The sequence below is a fragment of the Acinetobacter sp. GD03645 genome (assembly GCF_029845285.1).
Taxonomy (GTDB): domain Bacteria; phylum Pseudomonadota; class Gammaproteobacteria; order Pseudomonadales; family Moraxellaceae; genus Acinetobacter; species Acinetobacter corruptisaponis.
Map to the genome: position 1 here is coordinate 211,819 of NZ_JAOCLL010000002.1, position 17,891 is coordinate 229,709.

At 41.8% G+C, this 17,891-nt stretch carries 15 protein-coding genes and 1 tRNA gene; 6 read left to right on the plus strand and 10 right to left on the minus strand.

What is annotated here, in order from left to right; all coding sequences use genetic code 11:
• Positions 1 to 32: 32 nt before the first annotated feature.
• Entirely contained in the window at positions 33 to 764 is a 732-nt protein-coding gene (gene hisA, locus N5J47_RS02515) for a 1-(5-phosphoribosyl)-5-[(5-phosphoribosylamino)methylideneamino]imidazole-4-carboxamide isomerase (RefSeq protein WP_004760490.1), read from the plus strand.
• A gap of 148 nt (positions 765 to 912) precedes the next feature.
• Positions 913 to 1,803, plus strand: a complete 891-nt coding sequence (locus tag N5J47_RS02520) for a DMT family transporter (RefSeq protein WP_279958734.1) — start codon at positions 913 to 915, stop codon at positions 1,801 to 1,803.
• Positions 1,804 to 1,811: 8 nt separating this feature from the next.
• Here the strand turns inward: N5J47_RS02520 and N5J47_RS02525 are convergent, their stop codons facing one another.
• Genes N5J47_RS02525 through N5J47_RS02540 form a run of 4 tightly spaced genes read right to left on the minus strand, consistent with a single transcriptional unit; the run spans position 1,812 to position 4,140 of the window.
• On the minus strand, positions 1,812 to 2,132 hold the full coding sequence (locus tag N5J47_RS02525; RefSeq protein WP_279958735.1) for an antibiotic biosynthesis monooxygenase: 321 nt from the start codon (positions 2,130 to 2,132) through the stop codon (positions 1,812 to 1,814).
• Between the two features lie 13 nt (positions 2,133 to 2,145).
• Entirely contained in the window at positions 2,146 to 2,538 is a 393-nt protein-coding gene (locus N5J47_RS02530; RefSeq protein ID WP_004683474.1) for a hypothetical protein, read from the minus strand.
• Positions 2,539 to 2,562: 24 nt separating this feature from the next.
• Complete coding sequence (locus tag N5J47_RS02535; RefSeq protein ID WP_279958736.1) at positions 2,563 to 3,180, minus strand: DUF1294 domain-containing protein; 618 nt, start codon at positions 3,178 to 3,180, stop codon at positions 2,563 to 2,565.
• 9 nt (positions 3,181 to 3,189) lie between these two features.
• Positions 3,190 to 4,140 (minus strand): homoserine kinase, encoded by a 951-nt coding sequence (locus tag N5J47_RS02540; protein WP_279958737.1) that lies wholly within the window; start codon positions 4,138 to 4,140, stop codon positions 3,190 to 3,192.
• Positions 4,141 to 4,251: 111 nt separating this feature from the next.
• Here N5J47_RS02540 and hisF point away from each other — a divergent pair, with 111 nt between their 5' ends.
• Positions 4,252 to 5,010: an imidazole glycerol phosphate synthase subunit HisF gene (hisF, locus tag N5J47_RS02545; protein ID WP_279693624.1), complete on the plus strand. Its 759-nt coding sequence runs from the start codon at positions 4,252 to 4,254 to the stop codon at positions 5,008 to 5,010.
• A gap of 444 nt (positions 5,011 to 5,454) precedes the next feature.
• Here the strand turns inward: hisF and N5J47_RS02550 are convergent, their stop codons facing one another.
• The gene (locus N5J47_RS02550) at positions 5,455 to 6,099 is read right to left on the minus strand and encodes a sterol desaturase family protein (RefSeq protein ID WP_005006322.1); all 645 of its coding nucleotides are present in this window, start codon (positions 6,097 to 6,099) and stop codon (positions 5,455 to 5,457) included.
• 117 nt (positions 6,100 to 6,216) lie between these two features.
• On the opposite strand from N5J47_RS02550, the gene N5J47_RS02555 reads away from it, so the two are divergent.
• A complete protein-coding gene (locus N5J47_RS02555) occupies positions 6,217 to 7,224 on the plus strand; it encodes an AraC family transcriptional regulator (RefSeq protein ID WP_279958738.1) in 1,008 nt (335 codons plus the stop codon).
• A 39-nt stretch (positions 7,225 to 7,263) separates the two neighbouring features.
• Here N5J47_RS02555 and N5J47_RS02560 read toward each other — a convergent pair whose 3' ends face one another.
• The 3 genes from N5J47_RS02560 to N5J47_RS02570 all read right to left on the minus strand — a co-directional run bounded on the left by N5J47_RS02560 (position 7,264) and on the right by N5J47_RS02570 (position 10,690).
• Positions 7,264 to 7,506: a hypothetical protein gene (locus tag N5J47_RS02560; protein ID WP_267980840.1), complete on the minus strand. Its 243-nt coding sequence runs from the start codon at positions 7,504 to 7,506 to the stop codon at positions 7,264 to 7,266.
• Positions 7,507 to 7,576: 70 nt separating this feature from the next.
• Positions 7,577 to 8,650 (minus strand): DNA/RNA non-specific endonuclease, encoded by a 1,074-nt coding sequence (locus tag N5J47_RS02565; RefSeq protein ID WP_279958739.1) that lies wholly within the window; start codon positions 8,648 to 8,650, stop codon positions 7,577 to 7,579.
• A gap of 159 nt (positions 8,651 to 8,809) precedes the next feature.
• A complete protein-coding gene (locus tag N5J47_RS02570; protein WP_279958740.1) occupies positions 8,810 to 10,690 on the minus strand; it encodes a potassium transporter Kup in 1,881 nt (626 codons plus the stop codon).
• 120 nt (positions 10,691 to 10,810) lie between these two features.
• Between N5J47_RS02570 and N5J47_RS02575 the strand changes: the two genes are divergently transcribed.
• Together N5J47_RS02575 and N5J47_RS02580 are read left to right on the plus strand one after the other, a co-directional pair.
• Positions 10,811 to 10,900 (plus strand) — tRNA-Ser (locus N5J47_RS02575).
• A gap of 183 nt (positions 10,901 to 11,083) precedes the next feature.
• The gene (locus N5J47_RS02580) at positions 11,084 to 11,239 is read left to right on the plus strand and encodes an Arm DNA-binding domain-containing protein (protein ID WP_279958786.1); all 156 of its coding nucleotides are present in this window, start codon (positions 11,084 to 11,086) and stop codon (positions 11,237 to 11,239) included.
• Here N5J47_RS02580 and N5J47_RS02585 read toward each other — a convergent pair.
• Together N5J47_RS02585 and N5J47_RS02590 are read right to left on the minus strand one after the other, a co-directional pair.
• Positions 11,230 to 14,544, minus strand: a complete 3,315-nt coding sequence (locus tag N5J47_RS02585; protein ID WP_279958741.1) for a DEAD/DEAH box helicase family protein — start codon at positions 14,542 to 14,544, stop codon at positions 11,230 to 11,232. The genes N5J47_RS02580 and N5J47_RS02585 overlap by 10 nt on opposite strands.
• Positions 14,545 to 14,661: 117 nt before the next feature.
• On the minus strand, positions 14,662 to 17,826 hold the full coding sequence (locus N5J47_RS02590) for a DNA methyltransferase (protein ID WP_279958742.1): 3,165 nt from the start codon (positions 17,824 to 17,826) through the stop codon (positions 14,662 to 14,664).
• Positions 17,827 to 17,891 lie beyond the last annotated feature (65 nt).

The following is a 17,891-nucleotide window of genomic DNA, read 5'->3' on the forward strand; positions in this document are numbered from 1 at the left end:
TTTAAACTTTAGATGATGCAAGGAGCGAAAGCATGCTAATCATCCCTGCAATTGACCTGAAAGATGGTAAATGTGTCCGTTTAAAGCAAGGACGCATGGAAGATGACACTGTTTTCTCTGATGATCCTGTAGCAACAGCACAACACTGGGTGGATGAAGGCGCACGTCGTTTACATTTAGTGGATTTGAATGGTGCTTTCGCAGGTACGCCAATTCATAAACCTGTTGTTGAGGCGATTGCCCGCGCACAGCCTGAGCTTCCAATCCAGATCGGTGGCGGTATCCGCTCCCTTGAAACCATCGAGCATTATTTAGAAGCTGGCGTGTCATTTGTGATTATTGGCACCAAAGCGGTGAAAGAGCCTGAGTTTGTGGAAGAGGCATGCAAACGCTTTGCAGGCCACATCATCGTGGGGATTGATGCCATCAACGGTATGGTCGCAACCGATGGCTGGGCCAATGTGACTGATGTCAAGGCAACTGATCTGGCCAAGCGTTTCGCAGATGCAGGTGTTTCCAGCATTGTGTATACCGACATTGCACGTGATGGCATGATGCAAGGTGTCAACGTTGAGCAAACCGTGAGTTTGGCTGAATACTCAGGCTTACCTGTGATTGCTTCAGGCGGTGTCACCAACCTTGATGATGTCCGCAACCTGAAAGGCCAGAAAGGGATTTTAGGTGCAATTACAGGCCGTGCGATTTATGAGGGTACCTTGAACCTTCGCGAGGCTCAGTTATTGCTGGATGAAGATCGCCTCTAAACAAAGCATTGAAAGAAGAGCCGTCAGGCTCTTTTTTTATTTGTGAGTTGAATAAATTGCCTGATCCACGCTGGAACAGATGATTTCTCTTGCATAGATGCTATCAGTTTATACACAATATAAAGTTGATTTTTACTGTTTTTACAACATGCCAACCCATCTCGCCTCCTCTCCCAGAGCTGCCCAGTTTGCGCTTATTTTTATTACCATGATCTGGGGCAGCACATTTCTGGCAGTGCAATACGCCCTGAATTTTAGTAGCCCCATGTTTTTTGTCGGCTGTCGTTTTGCTGTCGCAGCCTTGGCCATCCTACTGATCTCAATCAATTCCATTCGCGGGTTAACCCTAAAGGAAACACTGGCAGGCACCGCAATTGGTGTAGTGATTGCAATTGGTTATGGCACGCAGACCATTGGCCTACAGACCATTCTCAGCAGTGAATCGGCCTTTCTGACTGCCCTGTACGTTCCACTCGTACCAATACTGATGTGGGTTATTTTCCAGAAACGCCCCAGTTTAATGACCTGGGTGGGCACAGCACTGGCATTTACAGGTCTGGTACTTTTAACGGGAAATGGTTTCTCAGGTATTCACCTCAATTACGGGCAGGTATTGACCCTGATCTGTGCCTTTGTGATTGCCCTGGAAATTATCTTGATTGGTTATTTTGCTGGAAAGGTCAATCTCAGGCGGGTTACGGTGGTTCAGCTTGCCGTTGCCTCACTCCTCTCTTTTGCCAGTATGCCGATGGTGGGTGAACACAAGATTCCTGAATTTTCATGGGCACTGCTGCTGATTGCTGTGGCCCTAGGTTTAGCCAGTGCCCTGATTCAGTTCGTGATGAACTGGGCACAGCGTATGGTTGATCCAACCCGTGCCGCAATCATCTATGCTGGTGAACCTGTCTGGGCAGGCTTATTTGGGCGGATTGCGGGTGAGCGACTGCCTTTACTGGCCTTGCTGGGAGGTTTAATGGTGGTTCTAGGGGTATTGGTCAGTGAGTTAAAATGGAACAAGCCTAAACAAAAAGAGCGCTAAAAAGCGCTCTATGCTGCTGATGGCTCTTTCTTTTTCATTAACATACAGGGTTGGTAATATTCCACCGTAGGCATGGGCTCATAAAATGGATGCAGCAACGCTTTCCACTCCTGATAGGCGCTGGACTTCCTAAAACCCTCGGTATGGTTTTCAAGCTGGTCCCAGAAAATCATCAGTATATAACGATCCTGCTGCTGCATATGCTTAATCAGTTGCACGGCATTTAGGCCGTGCATGGGATAGATAATCTCTTTGGCTTGCTGGAAAGCCTGCTCAAATGCCTCACTTTGATCAGGCTTAATATTTAAATGCACATGCTCAATAATCATGCTTTATCCTATTTTATTGGTACATGGGTTTATTATCATTCAGTGCGATTAAACCACGAATAGCCCGATAAACAATCCAGACCCACGCAGCAAAAATCACCAGTACACAAAATACCGTACCAGAGAGCGCAACGCCAGCAAATGCATTGGCATTGTCCCCTGTAAAGAATAGGAAGAAAAATGGAATAAAGGCGATGATGTTCCAGGCCAGATACCACCAGAATGTACGGATCTGCCAGGTAAAGTGGCTTTCAAAGATTGAGCCACGCACATCACCACGCTTGACATAATTAATAATGAGCGCAATGACTGCCAATAAACCACCAGAAAAAATTGCAATAATATAAAGCACATAAAGAACCAGCGTTAGAGTACGGTTCGGGTCTTGATCAACGGAATAATTCATTTTTATTTATCTCCAGACACGCCCTCAATAAAAGACATTGAGCGGCGAAATTAACCAACATATCAACAGTATATGAAAGGCTATGGTACAGAAATAAATCTTACGAAATGGTTGTTTTTGTGTTTTATGTCGCAATTTTTGTTGTGCAAGCCAACCCGCACACCATCCCCCCAAGGAATCCACGATATGCAAGGTCTGTTCTGGAATACGGCGGTTCCCCAACTGGGCCGCCTCTTTGTCCTGTGCATATAGCCAATAGCTCAGGACATTCATCAGGCTGACAAACAGTAGCGTATAGGGTGGCAGCAGCCTGCTAAAACTTGCAATCAGCATAAAGATAATATAAATGATGATACCAATCTGCATGGGTGACCACGCTTTAGACTGTTTTGGTTGAGCTGGTTCAGCCCGATGCTCAATCACCTGTGACGCTTTCAGGTAGGTCACCTGCTGGGCACGATAGCGACCACGCTCATCCAGAATCACTGTATATTCCAGCGCACAGCCGACAATCGGACGTGGCCCTGTACGGGCAAAGTCCTTGATGTGCAGAAACACACGCTCCTTATGCGCATCATTGGGTTGAATAAAGCCATAGCCCCTGTCATCAAACCATTCCACCAAACGACCTTGATCTCGCATGACTTTTCCCTAAGCTTTGATTCGTTGTAAACGGTCTTGTAACATCATGCGCATTTCCAGTGGGTCTTTTTGCAAAATATCCTCCCCTGTGCGCCCCTGTTCAGCATTTTTCTGGGCCACCTGTAAACGCATACTCCAGAAACGGCAGGCCGCCATTGCCAGGAAAATGTCCAGACAGGCTTGCTCATCGCTGGTCAGTACCCGAATGGTTTGATAGGCAGCCAGAAAGGCATCAACCTTGTCCTGCTTAAGATGTACCTGCGGATAACTGGTACAGAAATCATTGATGCTAATGGCGATATCAAACAGCCATTCATCCTGATTAAGTTCATAGAAATCGAGGATACCGTTGAGTTGACTGCCCTCAAACAGAGTGTTATCCCGAAACAAGTCTGAATGAATAAAGCCCGATGGGCGATCTGGATGCTGTTGTGTGGTCTGTGCAAATTGTTGAAAAACCTGCGCCAACACATCCTGATCTTCCATATTCATTTGTGGCTTTAACTGCTCAGCCACATCAGACCAATACTGATGGTTACGGTTAAAATCACGCTGTAATGGAAAATCCTGTAACGCTAGATGCAGTTTGGCCTGCGCCTGTGCAATCGCCTGCACCTGGTCAATGCTGGCCTGCTCAGGATGCTCACCCATTAAACGTGGCGCAATCTGGGCAGGTTTGCCTGCAATGCTATGGATAGCCTGACCGTGATGTTTCAACGGCACTGCAACGGGCACACCCGCCTGTCCCAAACAGTCCAGCACAGGCACCAGTTCCCCCGCCCCCTCGGCATCCAGCTCCTCAAAAACCGTTAAAACATACTGTTTCTGTGTATGATCCACCAAAAAAAAGTTGGTGTTTTGAATACCGCCCTGGATTGGAATCAGGTCAATCACCGCCAAACCATAAGGCTCGGCAAATGCCTGCACTTCTTCTAAACTCAACGGGGTATAAACCGACATGGAAAACCTGCAAAATATCACTCTGATTTTGATAGAATACCCGTTCCCTCCATGAAGGTGTAGCACCAGAGTCGGTCTCCTTTCTCTCTTGGCGATTTTTTGGAAAATTTTATGCTCGCAAAACGTATTATCCCTTGCTTGGATGTTGATAATGGCCGAGTCGTTAAAGGCGTTCAATTCCTTGATATTCGTGACGCAGGTGACCCTGTTGAGGTTGCACGCCGTTATAACGAACAGGGTGCCGATGAAATTACCTTTTTAGATATTACCGCCACCCATCATGGACGGGACACCACCTACCGTACGGTGGAGCGGATGGCGGAAAGCGTGTTCGTGCCTTTAACTGTGGGTGGTGGGGTGCGTAAAGTTGAAGATATTCGCCTATTACTAAATGCAGGTGCTGATAAAGTCAGTATCAACTCGGCTGCGGTGTTTACCCCTGAGTTTGTGCAGGAAGCCTCACAGCGTTTTGGCGCACAATGTATCGTGGTTGCCATTGATGCTAAAAAAACGGGCGAGAATAAATGGGAAATCTTTACCCATGGTGGACGTAAACCGACTGGGATTGATGCGATTGAATGGGCTGTCAAAATGGCGGACTTCGGCGCTGGTGAACTGCTGGTAACCAGTATGGATGCCGATGGCACCAAGGCAGGTTATGACATTGCCTTAATGCGTCAAATCAATGATCGTGTCAGCATTCCAACCATTGCTTCAGGTGGTGTTGGAAACCTACAGCATTTAGCGGATGGGATATTAAAAGGCGGTGCGGATGCCGTATTAGCAGCATCTATTTTCCACTTTGGTCAGCACACCGTTCCAGAAGCCAAACAATATCTGGCCGAACAAGGCATTGAAATGCGTTTGTAAGCGCTATCATAGGCGTAGCTGGGTTTTCGGTTACGCCTTAATTTTTAAAAGAATAAAAATAAGTATGATACTTTACTCTGGACTGTTATTTTTACTTTTGCAAGTTGCATGTTTTTTCTGTTTTCAATATTCACTAAAATCTAAAGATAGTGATGAACGTCACCTGCTCACAGGTTTAAGCCTGCAAAACGATTAGGCAAAAAAATACCTTGCCTAAGCAAGGTATGGAAAAATGCGTTTATACAACGCTAGAGGGTAAACAAAATACAGCAAATCTGGATAAATATTAAGCAATAAAAAGGCTTGAGCTAAGGTAGCGAGAAACTCAGCATAAATATTGACATTAAAATCCAATTTTATTGACAATTCACGACAAGCTCATCTTTATTGTCGTGAATTGTCAAAATAAAACTTTGTCTGGCTTATTTACCCTTAACCTATAAGTTAAGCGACTGATTCACTTTGCTCTTGTTCTACGACAGGAGGCTTAACCAGTTTTGGCTTTTGCTCGACCCATTTTGCTGGAAATACGGATTCAATTGCATGACTAAGCGCTTTAGAAATAGGGGCTGGTAACTTGATACCTAGCGGATTGTCCTCTTTCAGATCAGCTGAAGAAACTACTCGTGTTCCCATCACATAATCAAACCATGGTCGCGTTACACACCAATTCGCATCTTGATTCGAATTCATATGATGATCGTAATGCCAAGGAATGGTACGCTTCGCCCAATCAGGCTCAAGATGGGCACGGCGATGAACATAATAATAATTCCCCGCACTATAAATCGCTGCAAGCGCCATGCCTTTTGAAAAAGGATAGAACACAACACTTAACACACCTGCGGCTACAGCAAGTGACATTAACTCATTGCGCGTACGCCAGTTGTCCAGACCCTCGACATAACAATCATCAGAAAAGCCCTGCTTGCGCACTTCACGGTGGTGTGCCCAGTGCGATTCCATCTGTTTTGGCGTTGGGCTGAAACGTGGCTTGCCTTTACGGTGAACCCCATGCAGTAGATATTTATGGGCAAACCATTCATAACCGTTTGCAATCACCAAACCTGCAACAAAACCCTTTAACATGCAGTAGTCTCCCAATGTTTCCTTATTTTTATTAAAGATATAAATTTTTGTAGGCGAAGTATTGACGATGCGCTATATTTGTATTGACAAAACACGACAAACTGGGGAACAGACAGGATGTCTCAACTCAAGAATTATACAGGCTCGGTTTATGGTGGTTTAGGACACCTGCTAAAAGCCTACTGTGAGGCGAAAGGTATAGAAATACCTGGACAATTACAACAGGTTCAGAACCTAGAGCGCTTTGATTACGTGATCTGGCGCGACCTGCTTGAAGACTTAAACCGTCTCCATCCACGGACAGGTTTGGGACTGGAAATTGCCGCATATGTCCAACCCAAGCATTTGGGAATTATCGCCTACCTAGCCCTTTCCTGTGAAAATCTGGGTGAGGCCATGGCATGCTACCAGGACTTTCACCGTCTTATTTATGATGGCAGCCCGCTACTGGTTGAATTTAACCATCCATATGTCTCGATTCGCTGGGAAGCACCCGAACCGAATCCAACCCAACTGACCGATGAAATTGCAATTGCCTTGATGATACAGTTTCTTAAACTATTTATGTCGGGTGAGGGCATCAACCTGCATGAAGTCCATTTTTTAAATTCCGCACCAAAGAATATTTCGGTTTATGAGCAATATTTTCAGTGCCGTGTGCGCTTTGACCAACCGAGAACCCAACTAATTTTGCCTGTGGCTGAGGCATTTAAGCCTCTCAGAACAGGAGACCACACCTTACAGCAACTGCTTTTACAGCAGGCACAGGCACTTCTGGACAAGCTACCCAACTCGACCCAACTCGACCAACGCTTGCAGCACGCCATTTTGACAGGCCTGCAAAAGAACCAATACCAGATCGACTTTATTGCGAAGAAACTGGGGGTTTCGGTTCGGCAGTTACAACGCCACCTGCAACAGCAAAATGCCACTTTTCAGGAACGGGTACAGGAAGTTCGCTTTATGCTGGCAACTGAATATCTAAAAGACCCACACCTGAGTTTACAGGAGATTGCCCTGCTGCTTTGCTATTCAGAACAAAGCGCTTTTCAGCGCGCATTTAAGCTTTGGACTGGTTTAACCCCACAACAGTGGCGGAAGAACAATACCATTTATAGTTCTTAATCAAGTTGATAAGGAAACAATGGTTTCTTAAAGCATTTTTTATAGAAATGGATTTTCGATTTCCTGTTCAGGTTGGCGCTGAATTTTCTCAGGGAGATTTTCCTGTTCCAAGGCTACCACCACCGCATTAATAAAGTCTTGCAGGGCCTTGGCTGTTTTTAATCCCTCTTGATCTTTGGTGATCTGTAGGTTGCCATATAGACTCACACAATCAACCTGATTTTCCAGGGTCAGGTCATAGATTGCCGAAGACTCATTTCCATCCACAAAAGGCTTAAACATCTTGTTCCCCATTATTATTCTCTTTTCATCACACTGAGCTAAACATAGATGATTTGCAAGATGCTCTACATTATCTCAACAATTGTAAAAAATACTGCACCAGCATATCCACCAACTGCTTGATCATGGCCTGCTTGGTTTCCTCATCAATTTGTGGGAACTTACTTTCAGCGGTCTGGGTTTGCCCTGAAGCAAACTGCTTCTGTTGAGCCTGAATGCTGGCTGTGTCCACCTCTTCCTCACACTGGCTTTGCCCATCCCAGTGTGAATAGCTGATGTCCTTGTTGGCCTTGACCTGTTGTGCCGATACTGGCAATTGATAGATGTTACGCTTCTGCTGCTCGGTCAGTTGCGGGAATAAATTAATGCCTAGCTTCTCTTCCAGATAACAGATGCTGACCACCTTGACCTGCTGGGAATCATTATTGGGCGCATAATAGGCACCGCTAATGCCCTGTTTGGGCAAATAGACCGCCTTATACACGGCTGTCGGCACAATCACGCCCTGTCCAATGGTTTTGAGCCGTTTTCCCTCAAACACAGGTCCCGTGACAATATAGGCATCCCTATGTTGTTTGGTCACAATCGCGCGCACGGCTTCCTCCAGCTTGCGCCAGACTTCCTGATTATTCTTGGGTGCCTGCGGCACAATATTTGCGAGAGAAAAACTATCAAACTGGGCAGCCGTATTGCCCATATCGCCATTTGGTGCCATGTGTCCACGGTCATAGCCTGAACCACGATAGTCTGTCAGCAATGCACGATGCGCCTGTTGCACCCGTGTTTCCTCATGGAAATTGTCTTCACGCTTGATCTTGATGCTTAAACGCTCAGGTGTCAGATACTCGGCTGACCACAACGGGGTTTTAGAGACCCCCGAATACATCACGTTAAAGTCGTTAAAGCACAGCGCATAACTGTCTTTTTTCAGGCTTTCCCTGTTGAGTATAGGTGGTACATCACGGTAGAACTGTTTTAGGCATCCACTGTTGCCGCCTGAGACAGGAAGAAGTTTGGCAATTTTTTCACTGCCAAATGCGATTGCAAAACTTCCCGTTGCAACTAGGGCGAGCAGAATCTTTCCAACATTTTGGCTTAAAAAATTAGCTTGAGTTTTAGCCTTTTTGGTTGTTTTCTTTGCCATAACCACATCAAGATCAACATGAACGCGAAGCTTAACAATTCAGGGACATGCTGTATATCGTGCTACCGCTTAGAACGACACTTTATGTCGCAAAACTGTTCACTTGATCAGCAGGCAATAAAAAAGGCACTCGAAAGTGCCATTTTATTTGTATTTTCACTAGATCTCGATTTGACTCCCCAACTCCACCACACGGTTGGTTGGAATCTGGTAGAAGTCACTCACAGGACTGGTATTACGCTGCATTGAAATAAACAATTTTTCACGCCACGGCGACATGCCATCCCCCACCGTATGCACAATGCGGTCGCGTGAAATAAAGAAGCTCATCTGCATCATATCAAACTCAAAGCCAAGCTGCTGATAAGCCTGTTCCAGCGCATTCGGAATATTTGGTTGATCCTTGAAACCGTAATACATAAAGATGCGATAGAAATGATCATCCAGTTTTTCAACCTTTAAACGCTCCTCTGCCGCCACATAGGGAATGTCCTGTGTATACACTGTCACCATCACATTACGTTCATGCAGTACCTTGTTGTGCTTGATGTTATGCAGCATGGCATGGGGAACAATATTCGGTGTGCCTGTTAAGAAGATCGCCTCACCTGGCACAAAATGGGTTTCCTTGCTCATGCCAATACTTTTAATGAATAGCTCAATTGGCAAGGCATTGGTTTCCATACGGGTATATACAATTTCCCGTCCACGTTTCCAGGTCATCAATATGGTGTACACCACCACGCCAATCAGGATTGGCACCCATCCGCCTGAGAGAATTTTTAATGAGGTCGAACCCACAAAAACCAGATCAATGATCAAGAATGGTACTGCGAATATTGCCACTTTCCACAACGGCCAACGCCATACACCATAGGCTAGGGTGGAGATTAAGATAGTACCGCACAGCATGGTCATGGTCACTGCAACACCGTAGGCGCTGGCCAGTTCCGCACTGCTTTCAAACAGTAAAATCAAAATCACCACTGAAATATAAAGAACCCAATTAATAAAAGGTAAATAAATCTGTCCTTGCTCCACATCTGAAGTATGGTAAACCGCCAAACGGGGTAAATAACGTAGTTGCATTGCCTGATTCGCCATGGAAAATACGCCTGTAATCACCGCCTGTGAAGCAATGACCGCTGCCGCAGTTGCCAGCCCAATCATCGGGAACAACGCCCATTCAGGCACCAGCAAATAAAATGGGTTTTCAATGGCCTTGATATCGCGCAACAGCAAAGCACCCTGTCCTGCATAATTGAGCAATAAGCAAGGCAACACCACAATAAACCACGCTAGTTTAATCGGTAGGCGTCCAAAATGCCCCATATCGGCATACAGTGCCTCACCACCTGTCATGGTCAGAATCACCGCACCCATAGTAATGAACGCAATCACAGGCTGGTCAAATACGAAATGAAGCGCCCAATAGGGATTGACCATCATCAGCACATAAGGGGTCTGGATAATACTCCATAGCCCAATCAAACCAATGGAAATAAACCATAACAGGGTGATAGGCCCAAAGAACTTGCCCATGGTGGCGGTTCCGTGACGCTGAACCAGAAACAAGGCCGTTAAAATGCCCAGCGCAATTGGCACCAGCCATTGGTCCAAAGCTGGCGTGACCAAACTTAAGCCTTCAATTGCTGACAGGACAGAAATTGCTGGGGTGATAATACCATCGCCAAAAAACAGTGATGCGCCAATAAAGCCAAGCGCGATCAGAAATATCTTATTTTTATCGGTAAATACCGTTGAGCGTAGATTCAGTGCCAGGAGCGACATGATCCCGCCCTCACCATTGTTGTCCGCACGCATAATCATCGATACATACTTAAAGCTAATGGTGAGGTTCATGCACCAGAAAATCAGGGAGAGGATTCCCAGAATGGTGGATTCATTAATCGCAACATGCCCTGTAACAAAACATTGCCGTATTGCATAAAGCGGACTCGTTCCAATATCTCCAAATACGACCCCTAAGGCTGCCAGCGTCATCGCAGGCAATGCGGCTTTTTTTGCAGTACTTTGCATATATTGTCTTCAATATAGAGCGTTATAGCGCAATATTATCACTAGCCAAAAAGTTTTTCTGCAAATCTATGCTGTAACAACTTGGCAGCTCGCTTTTTTTTGGTTACTATCGCACACCTTGGTGAGGTGTCCGAGTGGCTGAAGGAGCACGCCTGGAAAGTGTGTATACGTTTGCGCGTATCGAGGGTTCGAATCCCTCTCTCACCGCCAAGATTATTTCAGACGACATCCGATGATGTCTGAAAAGCTTAAATCTAAAGGGTTTAGGCTTTTTTTATTGCCTTATGTTTTCCAATTGACCCTATTGAATCCTGAATTAGCTGGGGGTATAACTGGGGGTATAATAAATTACCCCTATTTTTATACCCCCAAATTTCTACGGGAAGCGTTGCAATGCTTACAGATGCTCAGGTCAGAAAGATCAAACCATTAGAGAAGAAAGCCAAGTATTCTGATGAAAAAGGCATGTATCTGGAAGTCATTACATCAAGTGAAAGATTGTTTTATGTTAATACCGCTGTAATAAAAAATATTCCAGCCTATTCTTGAAGTATCTTTTTAAGCATTTTCTCAAGATAAGCAGTTCCATTACCTACCATAAATAAAACATTTCTTTCAGCAAACTCTGCTTCGGACAGAGAGTTATTCAAAATATCTTTCATTGGTGTAATAGACAAAATAAAGCTGTTTAGTATTAAATCAGGATGCTCAAGCTTAGCCTCAATATTTTTAATCTCTTTGTAGAACTCAATTTTAGCATCGTCATGATTCATGTTTCGAATGCCTTTTGGATCCACCAAAGTTAAATATTGTTGTCCTGTCTCCTTATGCACTAACCATAATAAAAAGTCTGGATAAAAGTTACCTGCCAAAGCAAAACCTAATCCACGATATTTATTATCCGCATTTCGTAATAAGTAAAGTTCATAATCCTTGAGCAATTCATCAGTAGCAGGTTTATTAATATAATCCTGTAAATCAAGAACAAACTTTACTTCACTACTTTGCGTATGACTGGTGTAATCAAACAACATTGGTGACCAAGTGAATGGTAGGCTTTCATCCTTTTTATCCAACAATGGATAGAACAGATGACGATCAAAAGTAATCGCTCTAAAACTACCATCCTCTTTCCACGGTGCTAATTTTTCCACCTCACCCTTAGCAACCAAGTCCTTCAAGACCTCTAGACGGTCAAATACTTCTTGTGCTTCGTTATTTTTGCCTTCTTTCGCTGTGAGGGTATATTGCTCACAGATTTGCACAGGTAAATCTTTATCATCTAAGCTAAATTCAGTCACTTCATAAAACTGCCCTTCATAGGCATTCTTAATCGCATGATAGAACTTATCCATATAAGACTGTAATAGCTCAATTAGTATCGCTTGCTGTTTTTTGATTCCACTCACGTCATTGGTTAATTCTGACGAATCAACCAAAAGCTTGTACCAATCTTCCATAGAGGACTTGATATCTCTTAGGCAAAACTCTTGTAACTCATCAACATCCAACTGTAAATTGCTATATCCACGCTGGAACTTATATTGCTGAAGTTGTAAGTAAATTTCATCAAAATCAAACATACACATGATTTTTGGTGAAATTTCATGTTCTTGACGCTTATCTTTTATGTCCGTTTGGCGCTTAGATTTATCTGTATGAAAGGCCTGCAAACGAGGATACAAGTCCAAAACAACAAAAGGTTTTTTAATTTTTCCTTCATAGTGTTTTGGAATCTTGAACATTGACAGTTTTGACTGAGCCTTAAAACCATTGGCTTGATTATCTTTATAGCCATCTTTTAAAGTCAGCGTTTTTAAACGAGGCGCTTTAATTTTATTTGTTGGAAAATCCAATGTGACCAAATCCTGATTCAGGATAATGCCTTCATCATTCAGGTATTCACGGAATTTCTCCATGTAGTCAGCACGTAAACCAAAAATATTAATGGTTTGCATCAAATCTAAATGTAGCCCTTTATACTCAGCTTTATTGTAAATTTCTCTTGGTGTTCGTTTTAAAGAGAAACTCTCTCCCTTTAGACGTACACCACGTCCGAAGAGCTGAATAATTTGCGCACCTTCACCCGTACCCATGTTCAATAAACCCATGGTCGATACACGCCAGCTACTCCAACCTTCGGTAAATTTACGAGAACCAATGAGAAGGTTTGTTTCACTATCATCATTATTCAATGTTGGAAACAATGACTCAGCAAAATCATCAGTACGCGCATTTAGATAATGTGTCTGGCTTGATTCTTCACAGTTATCATATAAGCCTTTTTCATCACCGACATTAATCACCGCAAAAGGTATATTTTCACCAACCTGTAAACGTAATTCACCTTTGTTTGCCGTGACACGTACCACATTCAATCGTTGATTGATTGTGGAGTTAAAGAAGCTTTTTAAAATATCTTGATAAAGCTCAGTTGCATCTTGACCATGTAGTGGTACAAATCGATTAGCAAAAATATTGATGCCATTTGTATCGACCAAACGAGATGTATTCGTGATCAAGTCATTCAACCAACCGATTACCTTAGGTTTACGTGATGAATCCAAAAAGTCTGCCAAAAATTTGACGATGGTCAAAATGTCAGAGTCATCATCATTAACTTTGTTACCAACAAAGACCCACAGAGGTTTTTCAATATTAAATTTCGCTAACTTTATCTGATTCTTTTTAAACAAATATTGCTGTTGATAAAAAGAGAGTAAACATGCCGTTAGGTAAAGATTACGCTCATCATCCTCGTGATATTCCTTCATGTTAAGGATATTAACTTCTTTGCCATAACCATCCGCATAGAAATATTTGTACGAATAATCGAACAAAATACTTTTAGCATAGACCTCTCTAAGCGCTTCACGACGGTATTTTTGCTGATCTAAATCATCCAACTGAATATTTTTTTGCTGTTCTTCTGTCAGCTTACCAATCGCTGTCGATCCATATAGCATTTTGGCTTTTTGTTTTTTTGCATCTTCAAAGCGTTTATAGACGTTGTCTGCCTTACTTACAGCTTGACCAAAGGTAGCCGAATATTCAAAACTAAAACCATCTTTAGTGAGAATATCACGACGCTCCATCCAAGCACCTGCACTACTGCTCGTACCACGGTGCCCTTCGTCGATCAGAACAAGATTCTTACCTTCCAAGCTCATCGTCGCAACAGTTTTATCACCATCCGTATCACTCAGCTTATTCATATCGATGATTTGAATTTCATCTCTATAAAGACTATTACGGCTTTTTTGCTTATCAAACAAGGTCGCTTGAAAACCAGAGTCAGTGAGTTCTTGCAAATGTTGCTCACTTAGACCTTCATTCGGTGTAAGTAAAATAATTTGGTCTGGGTAAGTGCTATCGCCATTTTGATGTTGGAAATAGTCTAAATACTGCAAAATATTGACATGCATAAGCAGTGTTTTACCACTACCTGTCGCATTCCAATAACCAATTTTATTTAGGTCTTCAGGTAAATATTGCTGAAATTGATCTGCATCAATTTTCTGATCATCATTATATTGTTGAAGTTCAACATTTAGCTCATTGAGCATGTCCGCTTGATGATTAAAATATTGATCTAAATACAGTTCTGTAAATAGCAATGAAAGGTATTGGAAATATTTTAGGTTTAAAACATGCCCTTCTATTTCATTACGTTTTTCAGTGATTTTTTGCCAATGCTTCACAATGTTTAAGTCATAACGACGTAGAACATCAATATCAACAACTTGTTTATTAAACAGTGTGTTGGTGATTACACTAAAAAATTTCGTTTGACCTGCATTATCACCCTCATGCTCGATTCCCTCAAACTGAGGATAGTCTAGCTGTTGCTTCATGCCCTCCAAACGGTTTGGATTAAACTTCGACCACAACCATTTATTTAAAATCAATTGCTCGTGGAAATTTACTTTAACTGCTTTAGTTTTTGCTTTAGGAGCCTTTGCCACAGTGCATTACTCCTCAAACATATTTTTTAAGAATGTTTGTTCAATTGAACGGACTTTGAGTTGCTTCTCATCACCCTCTTTAGTGGTATATTTGCTTGCTACGTTGTGATCACCATTGATATAAATCAATTGGTACTCGCCATCGTTTGGATTAATTTTGAGTTTTGCAAGTAATTGATCAAGTTCTGCATAGCCAATCTTTTCACAGTCACGCCATAGAACTGTCGTGTACTCACCTGTACGCAATTTACCTGTGATTTGTACATAGCCTTTGTCTAATTGGTAATCGGCTTCCTGAACATTCAATCCAATGAGATAATTAAAAGTTTCAACCAAATCGATCGTTTTACGTTCAAACGCGCCTGCGCTATCCGTAGTAATATTCATTTGATAGCTAAATGGCTTCTGGAAATCTTTAACATTCAGCAATGAATTTTTGCTTTCTAACTCAAGCATATAGTGCATTAAATAATCGTTATAGGCTTGTTGATCTTCAGGTTTCGTTGAAGTCTTTTGCTCTGCTAAAAGATTTTGCTGTGTGCCTTTACGTACCAACTCCAAGTTATTTAAAGTGTCTTCATAACTTTCAAGTTTAACAACTTTTAAACAATGGCTGATACCTGACTCAGGTTTGGTTGGTTTTCCTTCTTTCCAATCTGCTGAATACACAACTTTTTGGATACGTGGCTTGATGACCGTATCAAAATATTCACCCTGTTCCACAAGGATATATTTACGACCACCTGGGTCATCACGGTTTAAAGCAATAGTGGCATGAGCTGTTGTACCTGAACCAGCAAAGAAGTCCAGAATATTACTATTTTCTAACTTAGCTCCGCTTGTTCTTAAACAATCTAAAACTAAGTCATGGGCTTTAGCAAAATCAAAAGATTTCTCACCAAATAAATTTTTGAGTTCTAACGCTCCATAATTAGAAGATGCGTAAGTAGATTTATCCCACCAAGTTATTGGTAATGCTGTTACATCCATTCTAATTTTAAAATCTATTGAAATCTTATTATCCTGATCTCTGCGAATTCTATATTCTTCAAGTTCTGTTCCAACTCGTTGGTTACCTCTTTGCCAATTTTTTTGTATAATTTTTCCATCCTTATTAACATCAGGAAAAACAATAGTTTCGTTTGGTAAGGGTTGCTCAAGTAATACGTATTGCCCCTCCAAATCAGACCATTCCATTTTAGGAACTCTAATTTGATCATTATCACTAACAAAAATTGGGTAATAAAGTTTAGGACGATCTTCTCTTTTATCATTATTTCCAGATCTAATAAAGTTTGCCCACGAGAAACGTCCTTTGCTATCTTCTTTCGGATATCGTGCTAAAGATTTCTCACTTTTATCTAAACTAAGTGGCACAGTATTTTCTGATTTAGCATAAAACAAAGCATATTCATGTGCTGGTGCAAATTTACCTTTCGTCTTTCGTCCTGCTGGATTAGATCGAACTGGTGCCACTCCTATCTGCTTTATAAAAAATTCTTCTGCAATAGAGCGCAATTCACTGACTTGCTCATCATCAATTGCTAAACAAATAATACCTGTTTGATTTAATAAGTCCTTAGCTTTTTCAACTCTGTTATGCATTAAAGTTGCCCAAGAACTTTTCTTGAAACCATTTTTATATAAAATAGCAGATGCATCAGTATTATAAGGTGGATCAATATAAATACTATTTAATCGAGAATAGTATTTCTCTGCTAGTAAATTGATTCCTTGAAAATTATCGCTATTAATGATCAACCCATCTGTTTGGGCATCCAAATCATCAATTCGTTTTAAAAGTTCTGCTTTAAACTCTAAACTAAATAATGACGTATCCACCATCAAGGCTTGATTGTTTTTTAAGTAATCAATGGTTCCCCAACCTGCATCTGTACCTTTAAAGCCTAAATCTTCCCATTGTTGCCACTGCTCTGTTTTTTTAGCAATTTCAGCATACAAGGACTGATCTACTCGGTCTAAAGTAATACAGTACTCAGCACTTACGACAAACTTTTTCTTTAGCCATAACTTTTTCTGAAAATCTTCAAGCGAAGACAAGAAACTTATAATTTCTAAACCAATCTGACGTAAACACTTGATAATACTAAGTTGACGTTCAATTTGAATAAATTGATCGGCACTCACCACATCATCTAAGTGCATCACTTCATTTTTAATATAGAAATCAAGTTCATGACGTAGGAATTTACCTAAGTCTTTATGAATAAAATAATCTGCTGTATTTTTTTGCGTATAAGTACTCAAGTGCTTGTGCAACACTGTACGCTTTGGTTCTTTTTCAGTCGGTGCAGGTTGAGCTAAATCACTTAACCAATCAGCCGTTAGAACATTCGCTTTCAAAATTTTATTATGCGATTCAGTATTTAAGGCTTCTTGCTTTGAACCTTTCGGTAAAGTTGCATATTCAAAAAGAATGGTTAGTTCGTTATTTTGAATAGAAAATGGAACAATCGTTTCTTCAAACTCTTCACCGTCTTCATCTATACGAATGAAGGTCTTTGGTTCAGTCACAATAATAAAGCGACGGTCTTTGTCATTATCTTTACGGTTTTCACGAGCTGTATCTGCACTGACCAAGCGGAATAAAACTGAACGCTCATCATTCAGCTTAAAGCGATAATTACTAAACATCTCACCAGACTTTGTGTAGTACTGGTCTTTATTTGCCCAATGTAACATCACTTCCTCACCTGAGTAAGGAATAGAATACGTATCACCTTTATAACGACGTTGGCTAATGAAATCGCCTTCGTCATAGTAACGACTAAAAAAAGTCAGCAAATGACTATACACTTGCGACTGATCTGTCATTTCATTGACATCGGCTTGAGTTAACGCAATATATTTTTGTCCTAAGGCACTTTCAATTGCTTCAGCATCAATGAGTTGTCCTTGCTCATTAAAAGCACGTTTGCCAAATTCTGCTTTCAGCTCAGCTTCTAATTCTTTTATTGCATTTTCATCAAAACTCGACTTTGCTTCGCCAAGGTATTGCTCTACTTTAGTTTTTAAACGCTTATCCAGAAATTCTGCAATTTCAGTACTGCGAGCGTTTAGAATACGATAAACTCCAAAATCCAAATCAGGACGATTGATCTGAAAGATTTCCTTAAGTTTCGAAACAAGTGCTGAAAACTGAGTGCTCATAAATATTTCCTATTTTTCAAAACCTTATGATAAATAGGTTCTGGTAAAGCGAATAAAATTGCATA